26 protein-coding genes are annotated in these 22,635 nt (G+C 61.9%); 8 read left to right on the plus strand and 18 right to left on the minus strand.

Features of this window, described 5'->3' with window-relative positions:
• Entirely contained in the window at positions 1-498 is a 498-nt protein-coding gene (locus tag QD408_RS19660; protein WP_414140451.1) for a metal-dependent hydrolase, read from the minus strand.
• A gap of 385 nt (positions 499-883) precedes the next feature.
• On the opposite strand from QD408_RS19660, the gene QD408_RS19665 reads away from it, so the two are divergent.
• Positions 884-2,404, plus strand: coding sequence for an ABC-F family ATP-binding cassette domain-containing protein (locus tag QD408_RS19665; RefSeq protein ID WP_414140452.1), 1,521 nt, complete (start codon positions 884-886; stop codon positions 2,402-2,404).
• A 188-nt stretch (positions 2,405-2,592) separates the two neighbouring features.
• Here the strand turns inward: QD408_RS19665 and QD408_RS19670 are convergent, their stop codons facing one another.
• From QD408_RS19670 to QD408_RS19680, 3 genes are all read right to left on the minus strand, one after another.
• A complete protein-coding gene (locus QD408_RS19670; protein ID WP_088680801.1) occupies positions 2,593-3,372 on the minus strand; it encodes a VOC family protein in 780 nt (259 codons plus the stop codon).
• 38 nt (positions 3,373-3,410) lie between these two features.
• A complete protein-coding gene (locus QD408_RS19675; protein ID WP_414140453.1) occupies positions 3,411-3,878 on the minus strand; it encodes a DUF1579 domain-containing protein in 468 nt (155 codons plus the stop codon).
• A 97-nt stretch (positions 3,879-3,975) separates the two neighbouring features.
• Complete coding sequence (locus QD408_RS19680) at positions 3,976-4,704, minus strand: DUF899 domain-containing protein (protein ID WP_414140454.1); 729 nt, start codon at positions 4,702-4,704, stop codon at positions 3,976-3,978.
• Between the two features lie 88 nt (positions 4,705-4,792).
• On the opposite strand from QD408_RS19680, the gene QD408_RS19685 reads away from it, so the two are divergent.
• Positions 4,793-5,233 (plus strand): MarR family winged helix-turn-helix transcriptional regulator, encoded by a 441-nt coding sequence (locus QD408_RS19685; protein ID WP_414140455.1) that lies wholly within the window; start codon positions 4,793-4,795, stop codon positions 5,231-5,233.
• A 150-nt stretch (positions 5,234-5,383) separates the two neighbouring features.
• On the opposite strand, the gene QD408_RS19690 is transcribed toward QD408_RS19685, so the two are convergent.
• Complete coding sequence (locus tag QD408_RS19690) at positions 5,384-5,806, minus strand: organic hydroperoxide resistance protein (protein ID WP_088680797.1); 423 nt, start codon at positions 5,804-5,806, stop codon at positions 5,384-5,386.
• Positions 5,807-5,931: 125 nt separating this feature from the next.
• Between QD408_RS19690 and QD408_RS19695 the strand changes: the two genes are divergently transcribed.
• Positions 5,932-6,423, plus strand: coding sequence for a MarR family winged helix-turn-helix transcriptional regulator (locus QD408_RS19695; RefSeq protein WP_088680847.1), 492 nt, complete (start codon positions 5,932-5,934; stop codon positions 6,421-6,423).
• A 30-nt stretch (positions 6,424-6,453) separates the two neighbouring features.
• Here QD408_RS19695 and QD408_RS19700 read toward each other — a convergent pair whose 3' ends face one another.
• The 10 genes from QD408_RS19700 to QD408_RS19745 form a co-directional block, all read right to left on the minus strand.
• Entirely contained in the window at positions 6,454-6,687 is a 234-nt protein-coding gene (locus tag QD408_RS19700) for a hypothetical protein (RefSeq protein WP_088680796.1), read from the minus strand.
• A 111-nt stretch (positions 6,688-6,798) separates the two neighbouring features.
• Entirely contained in the window at positions 6,799-7,035 is a 237-nt protein-coding gene (rpsU, locus tag QD408_RS19705) for a 30S ribosomal protein S21 (protein ID WP_088680795.1), read from the minus strand.
• 176 nt (positions 7,036-7,211) lie between these two features.
• The gene (locus QD408_RS19710) at positions 7,212-7,421 is read right to left on the minus strand and encodes a cold-shock protein (protein WP_088680794.1); all 210 of its coding nucleotides are present in this window, start codon (positions 7,419-7,421) and stop codon (positions 7,212-7,214) included.
• A gap of 264 nt (positions 7,422-7,685) precedes the next feature.
• Positions 7,686-8,420, minus strand: coding sequence for a L,D-transpeptidase family protein (locus QD408_RS19715; protein ID WP_414140456.1), 735 nt, complete (start codon positions 8,418-8,420; stop codon positions 7,686-7,688).
• Between the two features lie 174 nt (positions 8,421-8,594).
• Positions 8,595-9,401, minus strand: coding sequence for a L,D-transpeptidase (locus QD408_RS19720; RefSeq protein ID WP_414140457.1), 807 nt, complete (start codon positions 9,399-9,401; stop codon positions 8,595-8,597).
• Positions 9,402-9,586: 185 nt separating this feature from the next.
• Positions 9,587-10,510: an alpha/beta hydrolase family protein gene (locus QD408_RS19725; protein ID WP_414140458.1), complete on the minus strand. Its 924-nt coding sequence runs from the start codon at positions 10,508-10,510 to the stop codon at positions 9,587-9,589.
• A 119-nt stretch (positions 10,511-10,629) separates the two neighbouring features.
• Complete coding sequence (locus tag QD408_RS19730; RefSeq protein WP_088680790.1) at positions 10,630-12,255, minus strand: cisplatin damage response ATP-dependent DNA ligase; 1,626 nt, start codon at positions 12,253-12,255, stop codon at positions 10,630-10,632.
• Entirely contained in the window at positions 12,252-12,524 is a 273-nt protein-coding gene (locus QD408_RS19735) for a hypothetical protein (RefSeq protein ID WP_414140459.1), read from the minus strand. The genes QD408_RS19730 and QD408_RS19735 overlap by 4 nt, the downstream gene beginning before the upstream one ends.
• Entirely contained in the window at positions 12,521-13,531 is a 1,011-nt protein-coding gene (locus QD408_RS19740) for a ligase-associated DNA damage response exonuclease (RefSeq protein WP_414140460.1), read from the minus strand. Before QD408_RS19740 ends, QD408_RS19735 begins: the two co-directional genes overlap by 4 nt.
• Before the next feature lie 51 nt (positions 13,532-13,582).
• On the minus strand, positions 13,583-14,386 hold the full coding sequence (locus QD408_RS19745; RefSeq protein WP_414140461.1) for an alpha/beta fold hydrolase: 804 nt from the start codon (positions 14,384-14,386) through the stop codon (positions 13,583-13,585).
• Between the two features lie 117 nt (positions 14,387-14,503).
• On the opposite strand from QD408_RS19745, the gene QD408_RS19750 reads away from it, so the two are divergent.
• Entirely contained in the window at positions 14,504-15,475 is a 972-nt protein-coding gene (locus tag QD408_RS19750; protein WP_414140462.1) for a glycerophosphodiester phosphodiesterase family protein, read from the plus strand.
• Positions 15,476-15,478: 3 nt separating this feature from the next.
• Here QD408_RS19750 and QD408_RS19755 read toward each other — a convergent pair whose 3' ends face one another.
• Complete coding sequence (locus QD408_RS19755; RefSeq protein WP_414140463.1) at positions 15,479-17,779, minus strand: putative bifunctional diguanylate cyclase/phosphodiesterase; 2,301 nt, start codon at positions 17,777-17,779, stop codon at positions 15,479-15,481.
• 241 nt (positions 17,780-18,020) lie between these two features.
• Between QD408_RS19755 and QD408_RS19760 the strand changes: the two genes are divergently transcribed.
• Complete coding sequence (locus tag QD408_RS19760) at positions 18,021-19,391, plus strand: TIGR03808 family TAT-translocated repetitive protein (RefSeq protein ID WP_414140464.1); 1,371 nt, start codon at positions 18,021-18,023, stop codon at positions 19,389-19,391.
• 247 nt (positions 19,392-19,638) lie between these two features.
• Positions 19,639-20,304 (plus strand): glutathione S-transferase family protein, encoded by a 666-nt coding sequence (locus tag QD408_RS19765; protein WP_414140465.1) that lies wholly within the window; start codon positions 19,639-19,641, stop codon positions 20,302-20,304.
• A 1-nt stretch (position 20,305) separates the two neighbouring features.
• On the opposite strand, the gene QD408_RS19770 is transcribed toward QD408_RS19765, so the two are convergent.
• Entirely contained in the window at positions 20,306-21,202 is an 897-nt protein-coding gene (locus QD408_RS19770; RefSeq protein WP_414140466.1) for a LysR substrate-binding domain-containing protein, read from the minus strand.
• Positions 21,203-21,335: 133 nt separating this feature from the next.
• On the opposite strand from QD408_RS19770, the gene QD408_RS19775 reads away from it, so the two are divergent.
• Together QD408_RS19775 and QD408_RS19780 are read left to right on the plus strand one after the other, a co-directional pair.
• Positions 21,336-21,533 carry a hypothetical protein gene (locus QD408_RS19775; protein ID WP_414140467.1) on the plus strand — a complete coding sequence of 66 codons (198 nt, stop codon included), beginning with the start codon at positions 21,336-21,338 and terminating at the stop codon, positions 21,531-21,533.
• Between the two features lie 39 nt (positions 21,534-21,572).
• Complete coding sequence (locus QD408_RS19780; RefSeq protein WP_088680782.1) at positions 21,573-21,926, plus strand: MmcQ/YjbR family DNA-binding protein; 354 nt, start codon at positions 21,573-21,575, stop codon at positions 21,924-21,926.
• On the opposite strand, the gene QD408_RS19785 is transcribed toward QD408_RS19780, so the two are convergent.
• Complete coding sequence (locus QD408_RS19785; RefSeq protein ID WP_414140468.1) at positions 21,917-22,537, minus strand: glutathione S-transferase family protein; 621 nt, start codon at positions 22,535-22,537, stop codon at positions 21,917-21,919. The genes QD408_RS19780 and QD408_RS19785 overlap by 10 nt on opposite strands.
• Between the last annotated feature and the right edge of the window lie 98 nt (positions 22,538-22,635).

The raw sequence follows: 22,635 nt of genomic DNA on the forward strand, positions 1-22,635 counted from the left end.
TCATGCCCGTTGCGTGCTTCGACCGCGGCGGTTGCTGCGAACGGCGACGATCAACGCCGTTGCACAGATCAGGAGTTCCAGGCCGAAAGTCCAGTGCAGCATGAAACTGACGACCCAGTTGCCGTAGGTCGCAGGCACCGTCGTCAGTTCGAATTTCGTCCAATCGAAGGGTGCCAGCCAGAACAGCGGCGCGGCGACGGTATCCATGACCATGTGGAGCATGACGCCCATGAAAAAGACGGCGGCCACGGGAATCCACCGTGGCACCAACCGCCCCACCGCGGGCAGAATTACAGCGGCGAGAGCGAGCCAAAACAGCGGCCAGTGGGTGACATAATCGTGATGGTGAACTTTTCCGCCGGTCAGAAAGAAATAGACCATGTCGAAATCCGGAAGCACGCTGCCGACCAATGCGGCGGTCATGATGCCGGATGCTTTGGATCGCTGCCGCGCGGCGCTCCCCAGAATGTAACCTGCAGGCAAATGAGCAATGAGCATGCGTCTGATCTCCCGATCGGCCCCCGAGAATCGTCTATGCATGATTTATGGCTGGAAATCGGCGCGTATGCGGTTCTCTTGTCTCTTCTTGCGGGCAATGTTATTTCAATGTCCTACAACTCTTTCGAGAAAGGAGGATCACGCCATGCAATATTATTTCCGGTTTAATCGCCAGCGTGGTCCCGTCAACGCCCTGCAGATGCGTTTGCAGGGCTGACCAGAGACCGTTCCCGATATCTCTTCCTGGTCTGCCCTTCGTGGCCAATGCGGCGCCGTACAGCTTGCAGCGCGCATTCCTTTGATTTTCCAGCCCCGATACCGCGCAATTCCGTGACGGCTGAGTGCCCCGGATCGCGCGCTTCCCGGCCAAGACCAGAGAACGATCATGACTCTCATCAATATCCGCAATCTCGGCGTGACGCTGGGCAATCCCTTGTTTTCCAAACTCAATCTCGTCGTCAATTCAGGCGACCGCATCGGCCTCGTGGCGGCCAACGGGCGGGGGAAATCGACGCTGCTTGCCTGTATCACCGGCGCATTGGAGCCGACCGAGGGCGAGATCACCAAAGCACGCGGGCTGACCATCGGTCATGTCGCGCAGAACGTGCCGCCCGGGCTTTTCGACACGCCGTTCTATGAGGCGGTGCTGCAGACGCTGCCGGCCGATCAGGCCGAAAGCGAAGCCTGGCGCGTCGACGTGGTGCTGGAATCGCTCGATGTGCCCGAAGCGATGCGCAGCCGGCCGCTCAAGCATTTGAGCGGCGGATGGCAACGGCTCGCCCTGCTTGCCCGCACCTGGGTTACCGAACCCGACGTGCTGCTGCTCGACGAGCCGACCAACCATCTCGACCTCGAAAAGATCGCCCAGCTGGAAGGCTGGCTGAATGCGCTGCCGCGCGACGTGCCGGTCATCCTCTCCAGCCACGACCGCGCCTTTCTCGATGCGACGACCAACCGGACCCTGTTCCTGCGGCCGGAACAATCGCCGATCTTCGCCCTGCCCTATACACGCGCGCGCACAGCCCTCGACGAGGCCGACGCCTCCGAAGCCAAACGATACGAACGCGACATGAAGACGGCTGAGCAACTGCGCAAGCAGGCAGCCAAGCTCAACAATATCGGCATCAACTCCGGCAGCGATCTGCTCGTCGTCAAGACCAAGCAACTCAAGCAACGGGCCGAAAAGCTGGAGGATGCGGCAAAACCCGCCCATCTCGAGCGCTCGGCCGGGGCGATCCGGCTTTCCAATCGCGGCACGCATGCCAAGGTGCTGGTGACGCTTGAGGATGCGGCGGTGACGACGCCTGACGGAACGCTGCTGTTCAAGACCGGCCGGCAATTCATCTGCCAGGGGGACCGCATCGTGCTGCTCGGCCTCAACGGCGCCGGAAAGTCGCGGCTGGTGTCGATGCTGAAGCAGGCAATCGAAGGACCGGAAACGGGGCGGGACGGCATCAAGGCGACGCCTTCGGTCGTTCTTGGCTACGGCGACCAAGCGCTTGCCGATCTTGCCGATACCGATACGCCGATCGGCACGATCATCCGCCGCTTCGATGTCGGAGACCAGCGGGCGCGGGCCTTGCTCGCCGGAGCCGGGATGACGATCGACATGCAGGCCAAACCGATCGGCCAGCTTTCCGGCGGCCAGAAGGCGCGGCTCGGCATGCTTGTGCTCAGGCTGACGGAACCGAATTTCTATCTGCTCGACGAGCCGACCAACCATCTCGATATCGAGGGGCAGGAAGCGCTGGAGAGCGAACTGATGGCGCACGAGGCGAGCTGCCTGCTGGTCTCGCACGACCGCAGTTTCGTGCGGGCGGTGGGAAACCGGTTCTGGCTGATCGAGAAGAAACGGCTGGTGGAGGTGGAGAACCCGGAGGGGTTCTTTGCTTCGGTTGCCGGGTGATGGATTGACTGGAAAGTGATTGTCGCTGGGTGCCGTGCAGCCCCCTCATCCGCCTGCCGGCACCTTCTCCCCGCTGGGGAGAAGAGGAATCGAGAGGTCGCGGCATAACCCCTTCTCCCCAGCGGGGAGAAGGTGGCGGCAGCCGGATGAGGGGCTAACGGCACGCCGCCAACAATATGCCCAAACACCTACCGCTTCGGCGCCACCAGGCAGAAGAAAGCACCCTGCGGGTCTGTAGCCTGAATGATCCAGCTGCCGCCGGGGACTTCCATCGGGCCGTTGACGACTTTGCCGCCGCCTGACGTGACGCGCTCTATCGCTGCATCGATGGCCGGTACGTTGAAATAGTAGCACCAGAAGGTCATCGGCATTTCCGCAGGCTTGGTCATCATGCCGCCGATCTGCCTCCCGCCGTGCGAGAAGAGATGATAGACGCCCATCGGACCCATGTCGAAATCGCTGTCCTTCTTCCAGCCGAACAGCCTGGAATAGAAGGCCATCGCCTCCTCCCCATTACCGGCGTAGAGTTCGTGCCAGCCGATGTTGCCGGGCGCGTCGAAGGCCAGTTCCGGCCAGGTTTGTTCCATCGGCGCCGGCGTCATGATGCAGAGCACCGCGCCATGGGGATCGGCCACGACGGCGAAGCGGCCGATGGTCGGGATATCCTCCGGCGGACGACGGACCGAACCGCCATTGGCGGCAAAATCCCTGGCCGACTGGTCGACGTCGTCGACGCCGACATAACCCGTCCAGTTCGGGGGAATGCCCTGCCCCTCCAGTTCGGCCGGAAATTCCATCAAGCCGGCGACGCCAATGCCGTTCGCCTCGAAGATCGTATAGGTGGGCATGCCCTCGACCTTCATTTCGGAGGTCGTCCAGCCGACGACCGAACTGTAGAATTTCGCGGCGGCTGACGTGTCGGGGGTCATCAGCTCGCACCAGATGAATTTTCCATGCGTCTCGGACATCAAACTCTCCCATTTTTCGACGTTTGGCGCGATCGTTGTCAGATCTTGCGGGCGTAATGCGCTTCCATGAACTGCTTCCACGAGCCGTCGGCCTGCCTGACGCTGGACGTGAAGGTACGGTGATCGGCATCGACGAAGGTGATGCTTTCGCGGTAATCGGCGAGCCCATCGCCACTGAAATCGGGGCCTGTGGTATAGAGATCGAGCACGTTGCCGGATGCATCGACCTCGCCTTCGTAGACCCACATAAAGTCCATCATGCTGCCGATCCAGCTTCCGACATATTTGCCTTTCTCGGCGTTGTAGCCGAGCGTCAGGACGGTGGTGGCCTCCTTGCCATCGGGCATGCGGCCGCTCCCTTCGGCAACGAACCAGATGCCGTGCAGCGAGCGGACGGTTTCCATCCAATCGCCGCCGCCCGTCATGTCGGGTGCGGTGACCGTCCATGTCCCGAGCAGTCTTTCCAGGAAAGAATGTTCCTTCAGCACTTCAGCAGTCTTCATCATCCTTCTCCCTTGGCTGATGCTGGCGTTTGTTTTTCGCCTTGCCGAGAGCATAAGGCGTCCGAAAAACGCTGCGGGCCTTTCGGCATCATGCTCCGGCTCAGTGACAGCAGGATGGCGCCTTCTGGGCCTCCTCATATTCGTCATGGCGGCGCACGAAGTTCATCGTGCTGTCCTCGTTACGGCCTTTCGGAGCGCGGTCGAGGATCATCAGCGTGCCGATCAGTTCTTCCGGCCCGCGGGCATAGCTCGAATAGGTATGGAAGACCTCGCCCTTTTCGTTTCGGTAGAAAGCGCTGAGGCCCGGCAGCTCGTCATGGGCATCAGCCGGTTCCATCGGAGTGAAATTGTAAAAGACTTTGTCTTTGGCAAGATCCTCCGGGCTGAAAGAAACGTGATAATCGAAATTGAAATCGCTGCCGAAGGAGGAGACCCAGGGAAATTTCCACCCCATGCGCCGTTTGTAGGCAGCGATCTTGTCCAGCGGCGCGCGTGAAACGGCGACCCAGGTGACGTCGTGATGGTTCAGATGCGGCAGGGCGCCATCGACGTGATCCGACAGGAAGGAGCAGCCGGTGCAGCCGGCATCCCAATCCGGACCAAGCATGAAATGGTAGATCAGCAACTGGCTGCGGCCCTCGAAGAGATCGGCGAGCGACTTCTTCCCTTCGGACGTTTCGAAGACGTAGTCCTTATCGACCTTCACCCAGGGCAACGCCAAGCGCGCGGCATTGATGCTGTCGCGCAGCCTCGTCGCTTCCTTTTCCTTCAACAGCAGGGCGCGGCGAGCCTCGAGCCATTGCTCGCGGGAAACAACCTCATTCTGCATGGGATGCGCCCTCCTCCGGCGCTGGCCGGTCAAGCCGGCTCATCTCCTTCTCCTTGACTAAATAGATTGATATCAATAGAAATTGAGCATGTCAAATTCGAGCGAGATTCCCTTTTCCACGACGCTGATGGTGCGCGACACCTGCCTCTGCCTGCATGTGCAGCGGGCCGCCCGCGCGCTTGCGCGGCTGTTCGACGATGCGTTGAGACCAGTCGGGCTGACGAACGGACAATTTTCCCTGATGATGTCGCTGAACCGGCCGGAGCCGCCGCCAATGGGGCCGGTCGCCGCCCTGCTCGCCATGGACCAGACGACCTTGACGGCCGCCCTGAAGCCGCTTCAGCGCAGAGGCTGGGTGAAGGTGATGGAAAACCCTAGAGACAGGCGCGGCCGGCTGCTCAGCCTGACGGCCGAAGGCAAGGATGTGCTCGCAAAAGCGCTGCCGATCTGGAAAAGCACACATGCGGCGATCGACGGCAAGCTGCCAGACACCGCGCGGCTGCGACAGGATCTGCAGGCATTGTCATAGATGTCAGGCGAAATATCGAAAGCGGCGGCTTATCGGCAACAGCCAAACAAGGCTTACACGCAACCTTTTTTCACGCTGATCCCGCAATCTCGGATTGCGCCGTCCGGCGGGAAACGCGGCAGCCGATCGGCTGCCGCGTTTTAGAACAGATCAGGCAACCGTGACCGGAACTTCGGTCGAAGTGCGCATGGCATGGCTGTACGGGCAGACGATATGGGCTGCAGCGGCGAGCTTTTCGGCCGTTTCGCGGTCGACACCGGGAATATTGACCGTCAGCGCCACTTCGATGCCGAAGCCGCCGCCATCTTCACGCGGGCCGATGCCGACCTTGGCGGAGACCGTCGTGTCCTCGGGAATCTTGACCTTCTGCTGGCCCGCGACAAATTTCAGGGCACCGAGGAAGCAGGCGGAGTAGCCGGCGGCAAAGAGCTGTTCGGGATTAGTGCCGGTCGCGCCGTCGCCGCCGAGCTCCTTCGGGACGGTCAGCGTCACGTCCAGAACGCCGTTGTCGGAAACGGCGCGGCCTGCGCGGCCGCCGGTGGCAGAGGCTTTGGTCGTATAGAGAATAGGCATGACGATCTCCTTTGGTTGACCCAACGATGGGGTTGGATTTTTAGTATCGCACAATTAAATTGTACGCAAGTGAATTTTGCAAATTGCATTTCGAAATCGGAAAGAGGACAATCGGCGCCTCGGGGATGACGGATATGAAAGCGCAGACGAAAAAGACGATGGAGATACCGCAGGAGGAAAAGCGGCTGGAAAAGCAGCTGTGTTTCGCAGTCTATGCGACGGCGCATGCTTTCACCCGCGCCTACAAGCCTATTCTGGAGAGGGTCGGCCTTACCTATCCGCAATATCTGGTGATGCTGGTGCTCTGGGAACGCAGCGAACTGCCGGTGAAGACGATCGGCGAACAGCTGGACCTCGATTCCGGCACGCTATCGCCGCTCTTGAAACGGCTGGAGCAAAGCGGCCTCATCAAGCGCATCCGCGACCTGCGCGACGAACGGCAGGTGATCGTGTCGCTGACGCCGAAGGGTCAGGCGATGAAGGGAGAGATCGATACGATCATGACGGCGATCGGCGAAGCCGTAGGCTGTACGCTGGAGGAAATGGCAGGGATGCGCGACATGCTGCATCGGCTGCGGGACAATCTCGGTCGGGCCGGCACGGGCGGCGGCGGCTGAAGGCAGCGCCGGAGACAATCCTATCGGTGGTCAGGGTCGCCGTGAAGGCGATTTGGCCGGCGACCGCCGCTTCTTTGCGGGCGCCGTTTCGGGTTCGGCCTCGGCTGCCTGCTGCAGGCGCAGCGCTCTCAGCTTCTCCGTCTTCTTCTCGCGGGCCGAGGCCTCGGCCTCGATGATGGCGCGCGCCGTGTGATCGGTGGCCTCCGCCTTGTCGCGAGGCGAAAGCTTGGCGGGATTGAAGAATTCTCCCTTGGTGGCGGTCATGTGCCCCTTTCTGAGGTGATGGCAATGCTTCAGCCATTACTCCGCGCGTGAAAAACCATAATTCCACGGTCGACCGTCGCTCCGCGGTTGACCGTGATTCCACGGTCGGGATTAGCGGGCGCGGAGGGTCTTCTTCGGTGCCGGCAGCAGGCCTTCACGCTGCATCTGCTTGCGGGCGAGCTTGCGCTGGCGGCGAATGGCCTCGGCCTTTTCACGAGCGCGTTTCTCGGACGGCTTTTCAAAAGCGCTGCGCGCCTTCATTTCCCGGAACAAGCCTTCCCGCTGCATCTTCTTCTTGAGCACGCGGAGCGCCTGATCGACATTGTTATCCCTGACGAGTACCTGCAAAACGATATCCTTCCTGTTGGCGATAAGGCCGCGCTATCAATAATGAAATCATGATCTTCTGCTCGAAAGCTTCAGGATCGGCTCGGCGGTCAAAATAAAAAGGCCGGGCGTGGACCCGACCTCTTACAGTCACTCAGCCCGCTGCTGGTAGGTGCTCAGCACGGACAAAAGACAAATCATGCGGCCTGAAGGTTATCAGCCGAATTCTTGCCGGACCTCTTATCGCGGACGAGATCGTAGCTGACCTTCTGGCCTTCGGTGAGTTCCCGCATACCGGCGCGCTCAACCGCCGAGATATGGACGAAAACGTCCGTGGAACCATCATCGGGCTGGATGAAGCCATAGCCCTTGGTGCCATTGAACCACTTGACGACGCCTGAATTCATAACGATCTCCTTATCAACCGTTTAAGTGCAGCCGGGGCAGGATGTCCGCCGGCAATATCGATGTTGAGACGAGATCTGACGAAGCGCTTCAGCGCAGCGCGTGGACAAAGGTCACAAGCAATATTCGATACGCCCCATGTAGGTCATTCATCGAATTAAGCAATGCTATTTCGAAAATAAAATCGTCGGCAGACGGATGGAGGACAGCGCTTGTCAGCGGAAAATCGGGCGAGACGGCCGGATCGCGGCCGCCTCGGCGACATTTTACTGCCAGACGACGATCGGCGCTTTTGTCGGGACTCGATCGTAGAGATCGATGATATCCTGGTTCATCAGCCGGACGCAGCCTGATGAAACGGCCTTGCCGATCGAGCGCCAGTCCGGATTGCCGTGCAGGCGGTAGAGCGTATCCTCTCCATTCGAGAAGATGTAGAGCGCGCGGGCGCCGAGCGGGTTCTTCAGGCCCGGCTCCATGCCGCCGTTCTCGATCGAATATTTGACGAGCTCCGGCTGGCGGGCGACCATCTCGTTCGGCGGCTTCCAGCGCGGCCATTTCTGACGCCACTGAATGACGCCAGAACCCTGCCAGGCGAAACCTTCGCGGCCGATGCCGACGCCGTAGCGCATCGCCATGCCGTCCCTCTCGACGAGGTAGAGGAAACGCGACGGAGTATCGACGACGATGGTGCCGGGAGGCTGCCCGGTGGGGTCGACGACCCGCTGGCGATAATAGCGCGGATCGATCTGCTCGTAGGGCACGGCGGGGATGAGGAAGCCGCCGTCTTCGACGGGACCGTACATGACGGCAAGCTCGGCGTCGCTCGGCACGCTCGACGTCCCCATGGACTGGAACAGGCGAACGGGCGAGCGGTAGATGATCCTCGTATCGCCTGACGTCACCGTGTTGGCCGAGGAGGCGCAGCCTGTGAGCGCGGAGGCCGCGGTCAGCGCGGACAAGGAAAGAAAATTGCGGCGGGAGAGATGTCTATCGAAGCTCATGACGCGGGACTGAGTTCCTGTTGATGCGAAAGCCGAACGAAGCACCTGATAACCGGTGATTCGTCCAATGCCGATAACGACAAGAAAAGATCTATCGGCTTGCGCCAAATAAACCATAGCTTCACGCAGACGTGTCCGGCCGCAGGCGGACAAATGGGTAGCGCTGTTGCAGCGCTACATCACAACGATCTCGGCCTTGGCGGGAACGCGGTTATAGAGATCGATGACATCCTGATTGAGCATGCGCACGCAGCCCGATGAAGTGGCCTTGCCGATCGACTGCCAGTCGGGCGTGCCGTGGATGCGGTAGAGCGTATCCTGGCCGTCCTTGAAGATATACATGGCGCGCGCACCGAGTGGATTTTGAAGGCCCGGATTCATGCCGCCGTTTTCCGCTGCGAAAGGACGAACCTCGGGCTGGCGCGAGACCATTTCCACCGGCGGCGTCCAGCGCGGCCATTTCTGCTTCCACTGAATGACGCCGCGGCCGGACCAGGCGTAACCGTCACGTCCGAGGCCGACGCCGTAGCGCATCGCCTTGCCGTTGCCCTCGACGAAATAGAGGAACCGCGACTTGGTATCGATGACCACGGTGCCGGGGCGCTCGGTCGTTTGATAATCGACTTCCTGGCGCAGGAACTGCGGCTGCACACGGCTGACCGGGATCGACGGCAGGGTGAAATCCTCGTCGCGCTGTTCGCCATACATCGCCGCATGCACGGGATTGGAGACCGGCAGGCCGTAGGTCTGATGGAACTGGGTCTTGTAGAGTTCACGCGTCTGCGGCACCGGCTGATCGGGAATCGGCCGCACCCGGCGCGGATCGACACCCGGCGGCTGATAGAACACCGGCGAGGTTTCCTGCACGAAGCGGGCGGGCGAATCGGCGGCGACATCGGGAACGAGGATGTTGCAGCCGCTCAGCGACGCGACAACCATCACAAGCCCGGCAATCGGGAAAACCCGGCGCAGAAAATTCATGGAACCACCCTTATCAACGATCGGCGAGACAGCGATATCTGTCCCGACGATGGCATCCGCGGCTGGCGTGAGGCTTGTGTTGAGGCGGAAAGAGCAAGATCAGGAAACAATGAACCCGCCGTCGCTGTCAGCGGAGGCGGGTTCACAGGATCAATCATCCATTACGCCCGGCCCGGCCGGCAAGCTCACGCCGCCACTCCATGGAAGAACCGGATGCTCTGCTCGATCTCGGCCGGCAGCGCCGAGGTGTGATTGCCGGCGACGGTGTCGGTTTCGATATGGATGCCGGCGGCGCGGGCGCGCCGAGCAAGCAGATCGGCGCGGTCGTTGAAATGGGCCTCTTCGGTGCCGTGGACGACACGGACCGGGCATTTGAAGCTATGGGCATAACACAGCGCCGAACGCACTTCGAATTCGTGCGTATCGCTGTCGTCGAAGCGGATGTCCTCGGGATAGCGATTGAAGAAGCGGAAGGCGTTCGGATTGCCGGAAATCGGCGCGGCGGCGCGGAATTTATGCGTGCTCATCGCCGCCAGCATGGTCAGCGTGCCGCCAATGCTATGGCCGGCGATGAAGACGCGCTGAGAATCGACGCCCGGCAGGTGGGCCAGGCGCTCGGTGGCGGCGAGAACGTCGTCGACCTCGTCGTAGAAGCCTGAGAAATTGCCCATCTGGCCGTTTTCGCCGCGCAGCGACGGCATCATCACGACATAACCGGCATCCATATAGGGCTTCATCAGCTGCCAGTGGCCGACACCCATGGCATTGCCGCCGTGGAGGAAAAGCACGGCGGGCTTGGCCGTGCGCTCGCGCTTGTATTTGGACACCCAGGCCGCCAGTTCGAGTTCGCCTCCGTAACCGGAGCGGTAGAAGATCTTGTCAGCGTCGGCGGGCGCATTCAACGGTTCGTACTTGTCGGGCGCCGGCCCCTTTTTCAGCAGCTTCGTGTGGAAATGGCGGCGGACCGCGGCGTAGTCGTGCTTGGCAAGGCGCGGCTCGTCCGGGACGTCGAAAGCCGCCGCGATGCGCGGCAGGACGAGCGCGCCGGCGAGACCGGCCAGCACGGCGCGGCGTTGGCGGAAAAAGGAATTTTGTTCATGCGAGCTCATAACGCAGCACCCAAATCATCTCCCCGGCCCCACAAGATTTGCACCGGAAGAGCGATGCCGCCAATACACATCCTGTTGAAAATATCGCACTGCGGCATTGTCGCGCAGGGGATGCCTATTCATTCCGACTTGGCGTCGATCATGGCGATCAACGTGCGCAGCCTGTCGGCCTCGTATGAAGGCTTGTCGGGACGAAGACGGGCGATGCGGGGAAAGCGCATCGCGACGCCCGATTTGTGCCGCGTCGAACGGTTGATGCCTTCGAAGGCCACTTCGACGACGAAGCCGAAATCCTTGTCGGCACGCACGGCGCGCACCGGGCCGAAGCGCTCGGTGGTATTGTTGCGCACGAACTTGTCGAGCAGCTCCAGTTCGGCATCGGTGAAACCGAAATAGGCCTTGCCGACGGGGACCAGCTGTTCGCCGTCCTCATCATCGGCCCAGACGCCGAAGGTGAAATCGGAATAATAGCTGGAGCGCTTGCCGTGGCCGCGCTGGGCATACATCAGCACCGCATCGACATTAAAGGGATTGCGCTTCCACTTGAACCAAGGCCCCTTCATGCGGCCGGCCTGGTAGATGCTGTCGCGACGCTTGATCATCACGCCCTCGATGACGGGATCGGGCGGGGCGGCGCGCAGATCGTCGAGCTCTTGCCAGGACGAAAAGGGAACGAGCGGCGACAGATCGAAACGGTCGTGGGGCGCGCGCTCGATGATCTCAGCCAGGCGGTCGCGGCGATCGACATAGGTGCGGCCGCGGACATCCTCCTCGCGATCGAAGAGCAGGTCATAGGCGCGAATGAAGGCCGGGTAGTCGTCGAGCATCTTCGCCGTCACCGTCTTGCGGTTCAGGCGCTGCTGCAGATCGGAGAAGGTGCGGGTCGGGCTGTTCGATCGCGCGGTGCCGCCGACCAGCAGTTCTCCGTCGATCACGCCGGAAAAATCGATCGCCTCGAGAACATCGGGAAAGGCGCCTGAAATGTCGTCGCCGGAGCGGGAATAAATCTTGCGCCGGTCGCCGGAACGGGAGAGCTGGACGCGGATACCGTCCCACTTCCATTCGGCCGCATAATCGGCCGGATCGAGACTGTCGAGATCGCCCTCCTCCACCGCATTGGCGAGCATGACGGAATGGAAGATCGCCGGCGTCGCCAGCACCGGCTTTTCGCCGCCGCCCGCCAGCCATTCGAACAATGTCTCGTAAGGCGGCTGCAAGCCATGCCAGAGGGTTTCGATCTCGGTGACGTCCTTGCCGCCGAGATCAGCGAGCGCCTGCTTGGCGAGGCGGGCCGATACGCCGATGCGCATGGCGCCGGTCGCAAGCTTGATGAAGGCGAAACGGCCGGAAGAATCCAGCCGGTCGAGGAGGTCGCGCACGAAGCTGCGCACTTCGGTGCGGCCGAGCGCATTCATGCGGGTGACGACCTCGCCGAGACGCGGCTGGGCAAGCGCCGATCGGTCTATATCCCGCTCATTGTCCCAAACCAGCGAGATGGTTTCGGCGAGATCGCCGACATAGTCGTAGGAATAGCGGAACAGCACCTCGTCCATGCGCTCCAGCACCAGTTCGCGCAGCATGGCGGGCTTGACGTTGCGAACCTCCAGCGTACCGGCAATGGCGGCGAGGCCGTAGCCGCGGTCGGGGTCCGGCGTGTCGCGGAAATAATCGGTGAGCAGCTTCAGCTTGCCGTTGCGGCTGGGGGTCAAAACCAGGCGGTCGAGGAGATCGGCGAAGGCTTTCATGGGTGCCTCTCTCTGGCACCAAAAGGCCCTATAAGAACTCCCTCATTCCTGTGCTCGTCACAGGAATCCAGTGCGTCCAAGTCCTTGGACGCGAGAAACGCCTTGGCCTCGTATGAGTCTTTCACCGCGCAGACGCGCGGTGGCTGGATTCCTGTGACGAGCACAGGAATGAGGGAGTGAGAGTTAGGCGTTTGCACCACCTCCAGCATGCCGACGATGGCAGAAAGGCCAACTCTGGAGGGGTTTTCAGCAGCAAACTCCATCTTCAATCCCCTTCATCCTCATAGCCCACCAGATGCAGCGGTTTGGCCTTGAAGCCCTGCAGCTGGCACCAGCGCACCAGCGCTTCCTCGCGGCCATGCGTCACCCAGACCTCGGCCGGGTGCAGTTCGCGGATCGTTTCCGTCAGTTCCGGCCAGTCGCAATGATCGGAAATGACCAGCGGCAGTTCGACGCCGAGCTGTTTGGCGCGCTGGCGCACCATCATCCAGCCGGAGGCGAAGGCCGGCAGCGGTTCGTTGAAGCGCCGAGCCCAGCGGTCGGCGAAGGCCGATGACGGGCCGATGACGACGGCGCCTCTGAAGGCGGATTTGTCGCGGCTCTCGATCGTCGCCGGCAGCAGCTCGCCGAGATCGATGCCCTGCGCGACGTAATAGTCACAGAGCTTTTCCATGGCGCCATGGATATAGATCGGCTCGGCATATCCGGCATCGCGCAGCAGGCGGATGACGCGCTGCGCCTTGCCGAGCGCATAGGCGCCGATGAGATGGGTGCGCTCGGGAAATTGCCGTAGCGACGCCAGCAGCTTGCCGGTTTCATCCATGGGGTCGGGATGATGGAAGACCGGAAGGCCGAAGGTCGCTTCGGTGATGAAGACATCGCAGGGAACCGGAACATAGGCCGTGCAGGTCGGGTCGGGGCGACGCTTGTAGTCGCCCGAGACGACGATGCGGGTGCCGTTCTTTTCGACGGCGATCTGGGCCGAACCGAGCACATGGCCGGCGGGGTGGAAGCTCACCTTGACGCCGTTCACCCACAGTTCCTCGCCGAAGGAAACTGCCTGCTCGCTGGCGCAGAAACCCTCGCCATAGCGCAGGCGCATGATATCGAGCGTTTGGCGCGTGGCGAGCACATTCACATGCCCCGGCCGTGCGTGATCCGAATGTCCGTGCGTGATGAGCGCCCGCTCGACCGGGCGCACCGGGTCGACGTAAAAACCGCCCTCCGGACAGTAGAGCCCCTCCGGGGCAGGATAAAGCAGCGCGTCAGCTCTCATGAAACGAGAGATAGCGGGAAATGGGCGCGAGGCCAGAGGCCGCCGTCTTCATCAAGAGATCCCGTCGAGGAAGGATTGCACCGCGGCGTTGAACTGCGACGGCCGCTGCAACGGCGCGAAATGGCTGACCCCAGGCAGGTAGATCATCTGCGCATTGGGAATGCTGCGGGCGAGATATTCCGCATGGTCCGGCTTGATGAACTCGTCGTGCTCGCCGAGCACGATTGCGACCGGCACGCGGATTTTGGCCAGGTCGGAGGCATCATAATTCGGCTCCGTCCGCATCATCAGGCTAACCGCCTCGACGAACGCGCCGAAGTCGTCAGGCGTGGCCGACAATGCCGCATAATCCTTGGCATGCCTGCCGAAACAGCGGTCGACGACCGAGCTCGGAACGAATTCCAGCGTGCCGCTCGGGTCCATGTTGCAGGCGAAGAAGAAGACGCCCTCAATGCGTGAGGGCGCCGTCATCGCGAGGATCAGGGCGATGCAGGCGCCGTCGCTCCAGCCGACGACGGCCGCCTTTTCCAAATGCAGTTCGTCCATGACGGCGAGGACGTCCGCGGCCATCAGTTCATAGCTATAGGGACGGGAATCACGGCTGCTTCGGCCATGGCCGCGGCTGTCGACGAGCACGACGCGGCGGCCGCTGTGAACGAGCACCGGCACCTGATAGCCCCAGTTGCCGCTATGGCCGAGGCCGCCATGCAGCAGGATGACCGCAGGGCCGGCGCCGTAGGTCGCATACCATATACGGGCGCCGTCATGTTCGAGATGACCTTCCACGGCGGCCGGCGGCAAGGGAGCCGCGCCATGCGCTTCAAAATGGGTGAGCTCGTCGTCGCGTGGTTCCATGAGAGAGGTCCTGCCCTGCGAATAAACCGATGGCATAGAAAAGCCGGAAAAGAGCCTAAGAACAACCGGAATCGCTTTCTAGCCCTTGCACGTTTAACGCGATCAGGGGGAATGGCATTGGGCAGGAAGCTTCTCATTTGCGCGGCGACGGTTGCGGTCGCCGCCGCAGGCATCTATCTCAACAACACCAGCCTGCTGGCGGAGCATCGGCCCGGAAAGCCGGAACTGCTCGCCCATCGCGGCGTCGCCCAGCGGTTCGACGAAACCGATCTGAAGAACGATACGTGCACGGCCGCGCGCATGCTGCCGCCGAAGCACGATTATCTGGAAAACACGATTCCATCGATGCAGGCAGGCTTTGCCGCCGGCGCCGATATCGTCGAGATCGACGTGCACCCGACGACGGACGGCGAGTTCGCCGTCTTTCACGACTGGACGCTCGATTGCCGCACCGATGGACACGGCGTCACGCGCGAGCATTCGATGGCGGAGATGAAGACGCTCGATATCGGCTACGGTTACACCGCAGACGGCGGCAAGACCTTCCCCTTCCGCGGCAAGGGCGTCGGCATGATGCCGACGCTTGCCGAGGTGCTTTCGGCCTTTCCCGACCGGCGTTTCCTCATCAACGTCAAGAGCCGCGATCCTTCCGAAGGGGAAAAACTGGCCGCTGTGCTCAACGGGCTTTCCAGCGAGCGGCGGGCGGAGATCATCGTCTATGGCGGCGACGAGCCGATCGATATGGTGCGCCGGCTCGTGCCCGATATCAGGACGGCCTCGCGCAAGAGCCTGAAGGGCTGCCTGCTCGGCTATATCGGCTATGGCTGGACGGGTCTCATGCCGGAGGACTGCAAACATCGGATGATGCTGGTGCCGGTCAATATCGCGCCGTGGCTCTGGGGCTGGCCGGACCGTTTCCTCAACCGGATGGAGGATGCCGGAACGGAGGTCTTCGTGATCGGCCCCTATCGCGGCAGCGACTTTTCCACCGGCATCGACGATCCCGCGCAATTGGCGCGGCTGCCGCAGGGCTATGCGGCGGGCATATGGACGAACGAGATCGAGGCGATCGGCAAGCTTGTCAAATAGAGCTCAGAGATTGCCTGCTTTGAGCAATGCGGCGATCTCGTCGGGAGAAACCGGCTTCGAGAAGCGGTAGCCTTGCGCCTCCTCGCAGCGCGCATGGCGTAGGAAATCCAGCTGGGCGTCGGTCTCCACACCTTCGGCGAGAACCGAAAGCTTCAGCGTCTGCGCCAGCGAAATGACGGCCGAGACGATGGCGACGGCGGTCTTGTCGCCCGGCAGGGCTTCGACCAGCGAACGGTCCATCTTCAGGCGGTCGAAGGGGAAGGTCTTCAGCGCCGCGAGGCTGGAATAGCCGGAACCGAAATCGTCGATCGACAGGCGCACGCCAAGCGCACGCAGCGATTCCATCATGGCGAGCGCGCGTTCGGCATCATGCATCACCACGCTTTCGGTGACCTCCAACTCCAGCCAATGGGACTGCAGGCCGTGACGATCGAGCGCTTCGGCGACGTGAGCCGTGAAATCCGGATCGGCGAACTGCTTGGCGGAGACATTGACGGCGATCGTCATCGGCGTCAGCCCCATATCCTGCCAGCGGCGGGCCTGACGGCACGCCTCGTTCAGCACCCAGAGACCGAGGGGAACGATGAGGCCCGTCTCTTCGGCGAGCGGAATGAAATTGACCGGCGGAACCCTGCCCTTTGCCGGATGGTTCCAGCGTACCAGCGCCTCGAGCCCGGTGATGCGGCCTGTGGCGACATCGACCTGCGGCTGGTATTCCAGGAAAAGCTGGTTGCCGGTGATCGCCTGGTGCAGTTCCTCCCGCTCACTGAGCGGCATCCCGACTGGCGGGCTGCCGACGCCATCATGATATTGCAACGTGCTGCGGCCGAGTTCCTTGGCTCGGTACATGGCGCGGTCGGCATTGGCGAGAAGTTCCTCCGACGTCACACCATCGAAGGGGAAGGAGGCGACGCCGATGCTCGACGTGACGATGAACTCGCCTTCCTCGCCGCGGACCGGCCGGTTGATCGCCTTCTGCAACTCGCGAAGGCGGCGCATGATGCCGGCATCATGGCTCGACTGGTGGACGAGAACGACAAGGAATTCGTCTCCGCCGAGACGCACAACCATATCCGAAGCCCGCACGCTGTTGACCATGCGCACCGCGATCTCCTTCAGCACCTCGTCGCCGGCGGCATGGCCGCGACCGTCGTTGACGTCCTTGAAGTTGTCGAGATCGATATAGGCGACGGTGACCTTGCGATTGTTGCGCCGGGCCTGGTCGAGGATATTGGCCAGCCGCTCCTTCAGGAAAGCACGGTTCGGCAGGCCCGTCAGATCGTCATGATGGGCCATGAAATGGATGCGGTCATCGACGCGCTTGCGCTCGATGGCGATGCCGGCGATGTGGGTGGCGAGCGCCACCAGCTTCGTCTCGTGCTCGCTCGGCCGGCGGACTTCCTTCGAATAGAGTGCGAAGGTGCCGAGCACGTTGTTCTTCGAAGTAGCGATCGGCGTCGACCAGCAGGAGCGAAAGCCGAAGGGCGCGACCAGTGCGCGAAAATCCTCCCAGAGCGGATCGCTCATCACATCTTCGACGATGACAGTCTGGCCCCGCCAGACGGCGGTGCCGCAGGAGCCGACCTTGGGGCCGATCGTGACGCCGTCGATGAGGCGGCTGTAGCCGCCGGGCAGATTGGGAGCAGCACCGTGATAAAGCCTGGTACCCTCGCCGTCGAGCAACAGCACCGACCCGTCGATGCCGGTCAACTGCGCCTCGATCATCAGCACGAGCGCCTCGAGGATCATCGGCAGCGGCTCGTTGCGGGCGATCATTTCAAGCAGGTTCGCCTGGCCGCGATAAAGATCCTCCTGCAGCTTGCGCTCGGTGATGTCGCGGGAAACGCCGATCAGGCCGACGATCTCGCCGCGATCGTTGCGCAGCGGTATCTTCGAGGTCAGCCGGTATATCGGTTTGGCAGCCCCAGGGAGAGCGATCGTCTCCTCCATGTCGATGCGGGCTTCACCCGTCGCCATGATCTGCTGTTCGATGTCGAAGTGGCGGCGAGCCGTCTCGAAATCGAACAGGTCGAAATCGCGCTTGCCGGTGATCTCGGCTGCGCTCTTGAGGCCGAGGCAACTGGCGGTGATGGCATTGGCGAAGACGAAGCGGCTGTCGCGGTCCTTGACGTACAGAAAGTCCGGAAGCTCGTGGACGATCGCCTTGAGGCGCAGATTCTCGATGCCTTCGGAGAGATGGTGGGCAGTCGATGCCATCATTGCCTCCGTCGCGGCCACGATACGGCGCGTTTCAGCGGTCAGGGCATCGGTCGATTCCCATCGCCTGGCACTCAATTCAGGCATGACCCCATTCTCCCCGGCGGCCGAAGGCCGTATCCCGCATAGTCAATGAAACTCTCTTTCAGAGTATTCGGCATTTCCTTCGGCTTGCTTAAATGAAAGGGTGAACGAGACGACAATATCCGCGGCGATATCCTGCCCTTATCTGCGGCGGTGACTGCAATTTCGGCCGCCTGCACCAAAAGGATACATGCGGACCTGGCATGTTTTCTGCTACAGGCCGGCCATGACACAAGATCCCGGAATGCCTTCACGTCGCGACATGCTTCTGCTTCTCGCCGCCTCGGCCGTTGCGGGAGGGATGGCGCCGCGCGCCCTCGCCTCGCCGCTGGCGGCGGCGGCCGAGCCGAAGCTGCGCGGCGCGATCGACGCGGCGGAATATCGCGCCATTGCCGAAAGCGGCGACCGCAAGACGCGAAATCTTCAGCAGATGATCGAGCAGGCGGCGCGCGAGAACGTGCCGGTCTTTCTGCCGCCCGGCACCTACAAGGTCTCCAACCTCACCTTGCCCGACAACACCCGCATATCAGGCGTGCCCGGGGCGTCGCGGATCGTCTATACCGGCGAAGGCCACCTTTTCGCCGCCGAAAACGTACGGCGGGTCGAGCTTTCCAATCTCGTCATCGACGGCGGCAACCGCCGGCTCGGCGACTACGCCGGCGGGCTCTTGCAATTTGCCGGCGTCGACGAGGTGCTGATCGACAATTGCGAGATCGGCGGCAGCCGCAAGCACGGCGTCCAATTGGAGCGCTGCGGCGGGCGGATCGAGCGCAGCCGTATTTCGGGCGCGGCCCAATCCGGGCTCTACGCGGTAGAATCGGCAAATCTTTCGATATCGGGCAATACGGTCTCTGATTGCGGCAATGGCGGCATCCTGGTGCACCGCTGGAAGAAGGCGGAGGATGGCACGGTCGTCTCCGGAAACCGCATCTCCAACATTCGCGCCAATGACGGCGGCACCGGCGAAAACGGCAACGGCATCAATATCTTCCGCGCCGACAGCGTGATGGTGGTGAACAACCATATCTCCGACTGCGCCTTCACGGCGATCCGCGCCAATTCGGCCTCCGATATCCAGATCAACAGCAACCAATGCCGGCGCTCCGGCGAGACGGCGATCTATGTCGAATTCGCCTTCGAGGGCGCCGTCGTATCCGGCAATTTGATCGACGGGGCGGCGAACGGCATTTCGATCGCCAATTTCGACGAGGGCGGGCGGCTCGCGAGCGTCACCGGCAATGTGGTGCGCAACCTGACGCTGAAAGGCCCCTATAAGCACGAGGTCGGTTTCGGCATCGGCATTGCCGCGGAGGCCGACACGCTGATCTCAGGCAATGCGATCGAGGGCGCGCCGCGCTGGGGGTTGCAGATCGGCTGGGGTCCCTATCTCAGAAATGTCATCGTCAACGGCAATGTCGTGCGCAAGACGCCTGTGGGATGTGCGGTCTCGGTCGCCGACGGCGCCGGAACCGCCGTCATTACCGACAATGTGTTTCAGGAAACCTCCGAAGGAGCGGTTCTCGGCTTTCAGTGGGAGAAGAAAGTGTCGGGAGAACTGGCAAGCGGCGGCTCGCCCTATGCGCAGCTCACCGTCGAGCGAAACCGGACCTCCTGACAAGCAACGACACCGCAGAACCATTTCGGTCGCCGCCGCTCGAAAAGTCGAAGATCGAATCCCGGCCCGCAACGGCGACCGTCGTGTCGGCCAGCGCCTTGAAGACAAAAGTATCGGCGCCCACGCCGCCGGTGATGTGAGGAACGGCGCAGCATCAAAAGCTTTCATCGTTCCATCAGCGGCAAGGACTTTTCCGGGACTGACCTAGCACTTACGGTCATCCGGGACATATCGAGGGGTATCTTTCATGCTGACGATCTACGGAGTCTATCGGTCGCGTGCGTCACGCGTCTATTGGATGGCGGAGGAACTCGGGCTCGAGTTTCAGTCCGTTCCGGTGCTGCAGGCAAGGCGGCTGGCAAGCCCGCTGTCCGATGAAGCGCCGCTCAACACCCACTCGCCTGACTTTCTCGCCGTGAACCCCATGGGGCAGATCCCCAGCATCAAGGACGGCGATCTCGTCATGCACGAGTCGCTGGCGATCAATCTCTATCTTGCGCGCAAGCATGGCGGACCGCTTTCCGGACAAACCGTCGAAGAAGACGGATTGCTGACGATGTGGACGGTCTGGGCGGCATCGCAGGTCGAACCCGAAACGGTGAAGATCGTGCTCACTTATGATAGCGGGCTCGAAAACAGCGAGGACGGCAAGCAGACGATCGCCGTCGCCTGCCGCTCGCTGCGCCGGCCGTTCGCGGCTCTCGAAAGCCACCTTGCCGGCCGGCAGTGGATCGTCGGCGACCGCTTTACCGTTGCCGATCTCAACATCGCCGAGGTACTGCGCTACGCCCAGAGCGAAGAGGCCCTTTTCCAGGCGCATCCGAACATCAAGGCCTGGATCGCACGCTGCCAATCCCGCCCGGCCTACAAAGGCATGCAGGCGGCCCGCGGCAAGGAGCCGGTCGAGGTTTAAACTACGGGAAAAGGGTCAGCGTGCCGGCCATTTCCTCGCGGATCCATGCCTTGAAATCTCTGACTTTCTTCGGCTCGCGCACGCCATCGGCTGTGACGAAGTAATGGCCGAAGCCGGTACGCGCGCGAATGCCGAAGGGGGCGACCAGCCGGCCTTCGGCGAGCGCAAATGCGGCCAGCGTTTGCCAGGCAAGCATGACGCCCTGCCCGGCGATGGCCGCATCGAGACAGAGCGAGGCATCGTTGAAGACGTGGCGGGTCGCAAGCGTGGCGCCTGACAGGCCCGCCTCGCGCATCCAGACCTCCCAGGAAAACATGGCGCGGCCATCGATGATGGCGGGCAGTTCGAGAAGATCGGCGGGCTTCTTCAATCTCGCGGCCATCTCGGGCGAACAGACGGGAAAGACCTCCTGCTGCAAGAGCAGTTCGGCCTTCACATCCGGCCACTGGCCGGCGCCGACGCGGATGCCGATATCGACGTCGCAGAGGGCCGGATTGATGAGATTGGTCGTCGCGTCCAGCCGCAGCTTGATGTCCGGGTGACGTTCGACGAAGCGGTCGAGCCGGCAGACAAGCCAGCGGGCAGCAAAAACCGGCGCCACCGAGATGGTGAGAATCGTGTCGTCCTTGCGCTGGGCTATCGACACGGCGGCCGAAAGACGGGCAAAACCCTCGTCGAGCGCGAAGAGCACGGGCCGGGCCGCTTCGCTGACGATCATCCCTCTGGCGGTGCGCTCGAAGATCACCAAACCCAATTGGGCTTCTGCCTTGATGACCTGCTGACTGACGGCGCCGACCGAGACGCCGAGCTCTTCAGCCGCCGCCTGGAGCGAGCCGAGACGCCCGACGGCTTCCAGCGCGCGCAGGCCGTTGAGATGTACCGAGTTCAGGTTCTTCATATAGTTTTTCTATAGCAGAGGCTCGTCAATCTCAATTGAAAATCTGACCATCGGGGCCGATATTGCACATAGCGAGCTCAATGGCGCTGGCCCCTGAGCTCCCAGATTCCCTTTGAAGAAAGCGAGGCATGCTATGTCATTGCTGAAGTTTTTCTTGAAACCCGCCCTCAGCCTGACCAACACCGATGTTGCAGATCCGCCATGGAAGAATGATCCACTGCAGCATCCTGAGGTCGAGCGCATGTCGATGCGCGAAATCGCTGATCTGCCGCTCGGCATGCCGGCAGCCTTTGGCGCCGAGACCAAACCGCAATTGGCGAAATGCGCGTAAAAACATGCTAGGCTTCGACCCGAGAAGAAGGGCAGAGCCATGGCCGACGATGTCGATGCGATCTTCGAGCGCCTGAAGCGGCTGGCGGCGGAAGCCGGCCTGCCCGATATCGAGGAAAGCACGTCCTATGGGAACCCGGCGCTGAAGGTGGCCGGCAAGAGTTTCGTCGCGGTGAAGAACGCCGAGACGATCGTGATTTCGATTGGCCTCGACGATAAGGATCATCTGCTCGAAATGGCGCCCGAGATCTACTTCCAGACCGATCACTATCGAGGCTGGCCGCATCTGCCGATACGAGCGGCGATGATCGGGGACGAGGAATTGCGGCTGCGGCTGATCGGCGCCTGGCTGTTCCGGGCGCCGAAAAAGCTTGCCGCAGGTTTTCAGGCCTGATCGTAGGCCAGCGCCCGCCGGACGGCGGGGCGCTGCAGCATGCGGGCGTGGTGATCGCTCGCCCTTTCGAAACGGGCGGGATCGACACCGTCCGAAGGCAGCCAGCCCGTCATGGTGAAGAGATAGGGATCGGCGACCGAATAGGCTTCGCCCATCACCCACGGCCCTTCGAACATGGTCTGCTCGATCAGCGTGAAACAATCGGCCATGTTTTGCGGCACCTTGGCCTTCATCGCCTCTATCGCCGCCGGATCATCAGCCCAGCGGGAGCCGCGCGGGCGATGGGCATGGTTCACATGCACAGTCGAGCAGATGTAGCTGTTGAAGGCCTGCAATCTCGCAAATTCGAAGACATCGTCGAGCGGTGCCAGCTTGGCGGCCGGCGCGATATGGGCGATGTAGGCCAGAATCGCCGGCGTTTCCGTCAGCACACCGCGATCGGTGACGAGCGCCGGCACGCGCCCCTTCGGATTGAGCTTCAGAAATTCCGGCGAACGCTGCTCACCGTCGCGAAGACTGATCTTCCTGACTTCGAAGGTCAGACCGGATTCTTCCAGCGCAATCAGGCTGGCGAGCGCGCAGGTTCCCGAGGCGTAATACAATGTCAGCATGGTTCTCGACTCCCTTTCGGCACGCCTTATAGCGCAGGGGTGGGCGAGCCGGAACCGGCGGGATCAGGAGGAGCCGGCAATTTCCGGCTCCTCCCTCG

Source organism: Rhizobium sp. BR 249 (genome assembly GCF_047445895.1).
GTDB lineage: Bacteria > Pseudomonadota > Alphaproteobacteria > Rhizobiales > Rhizobiaceae > Rhizobium.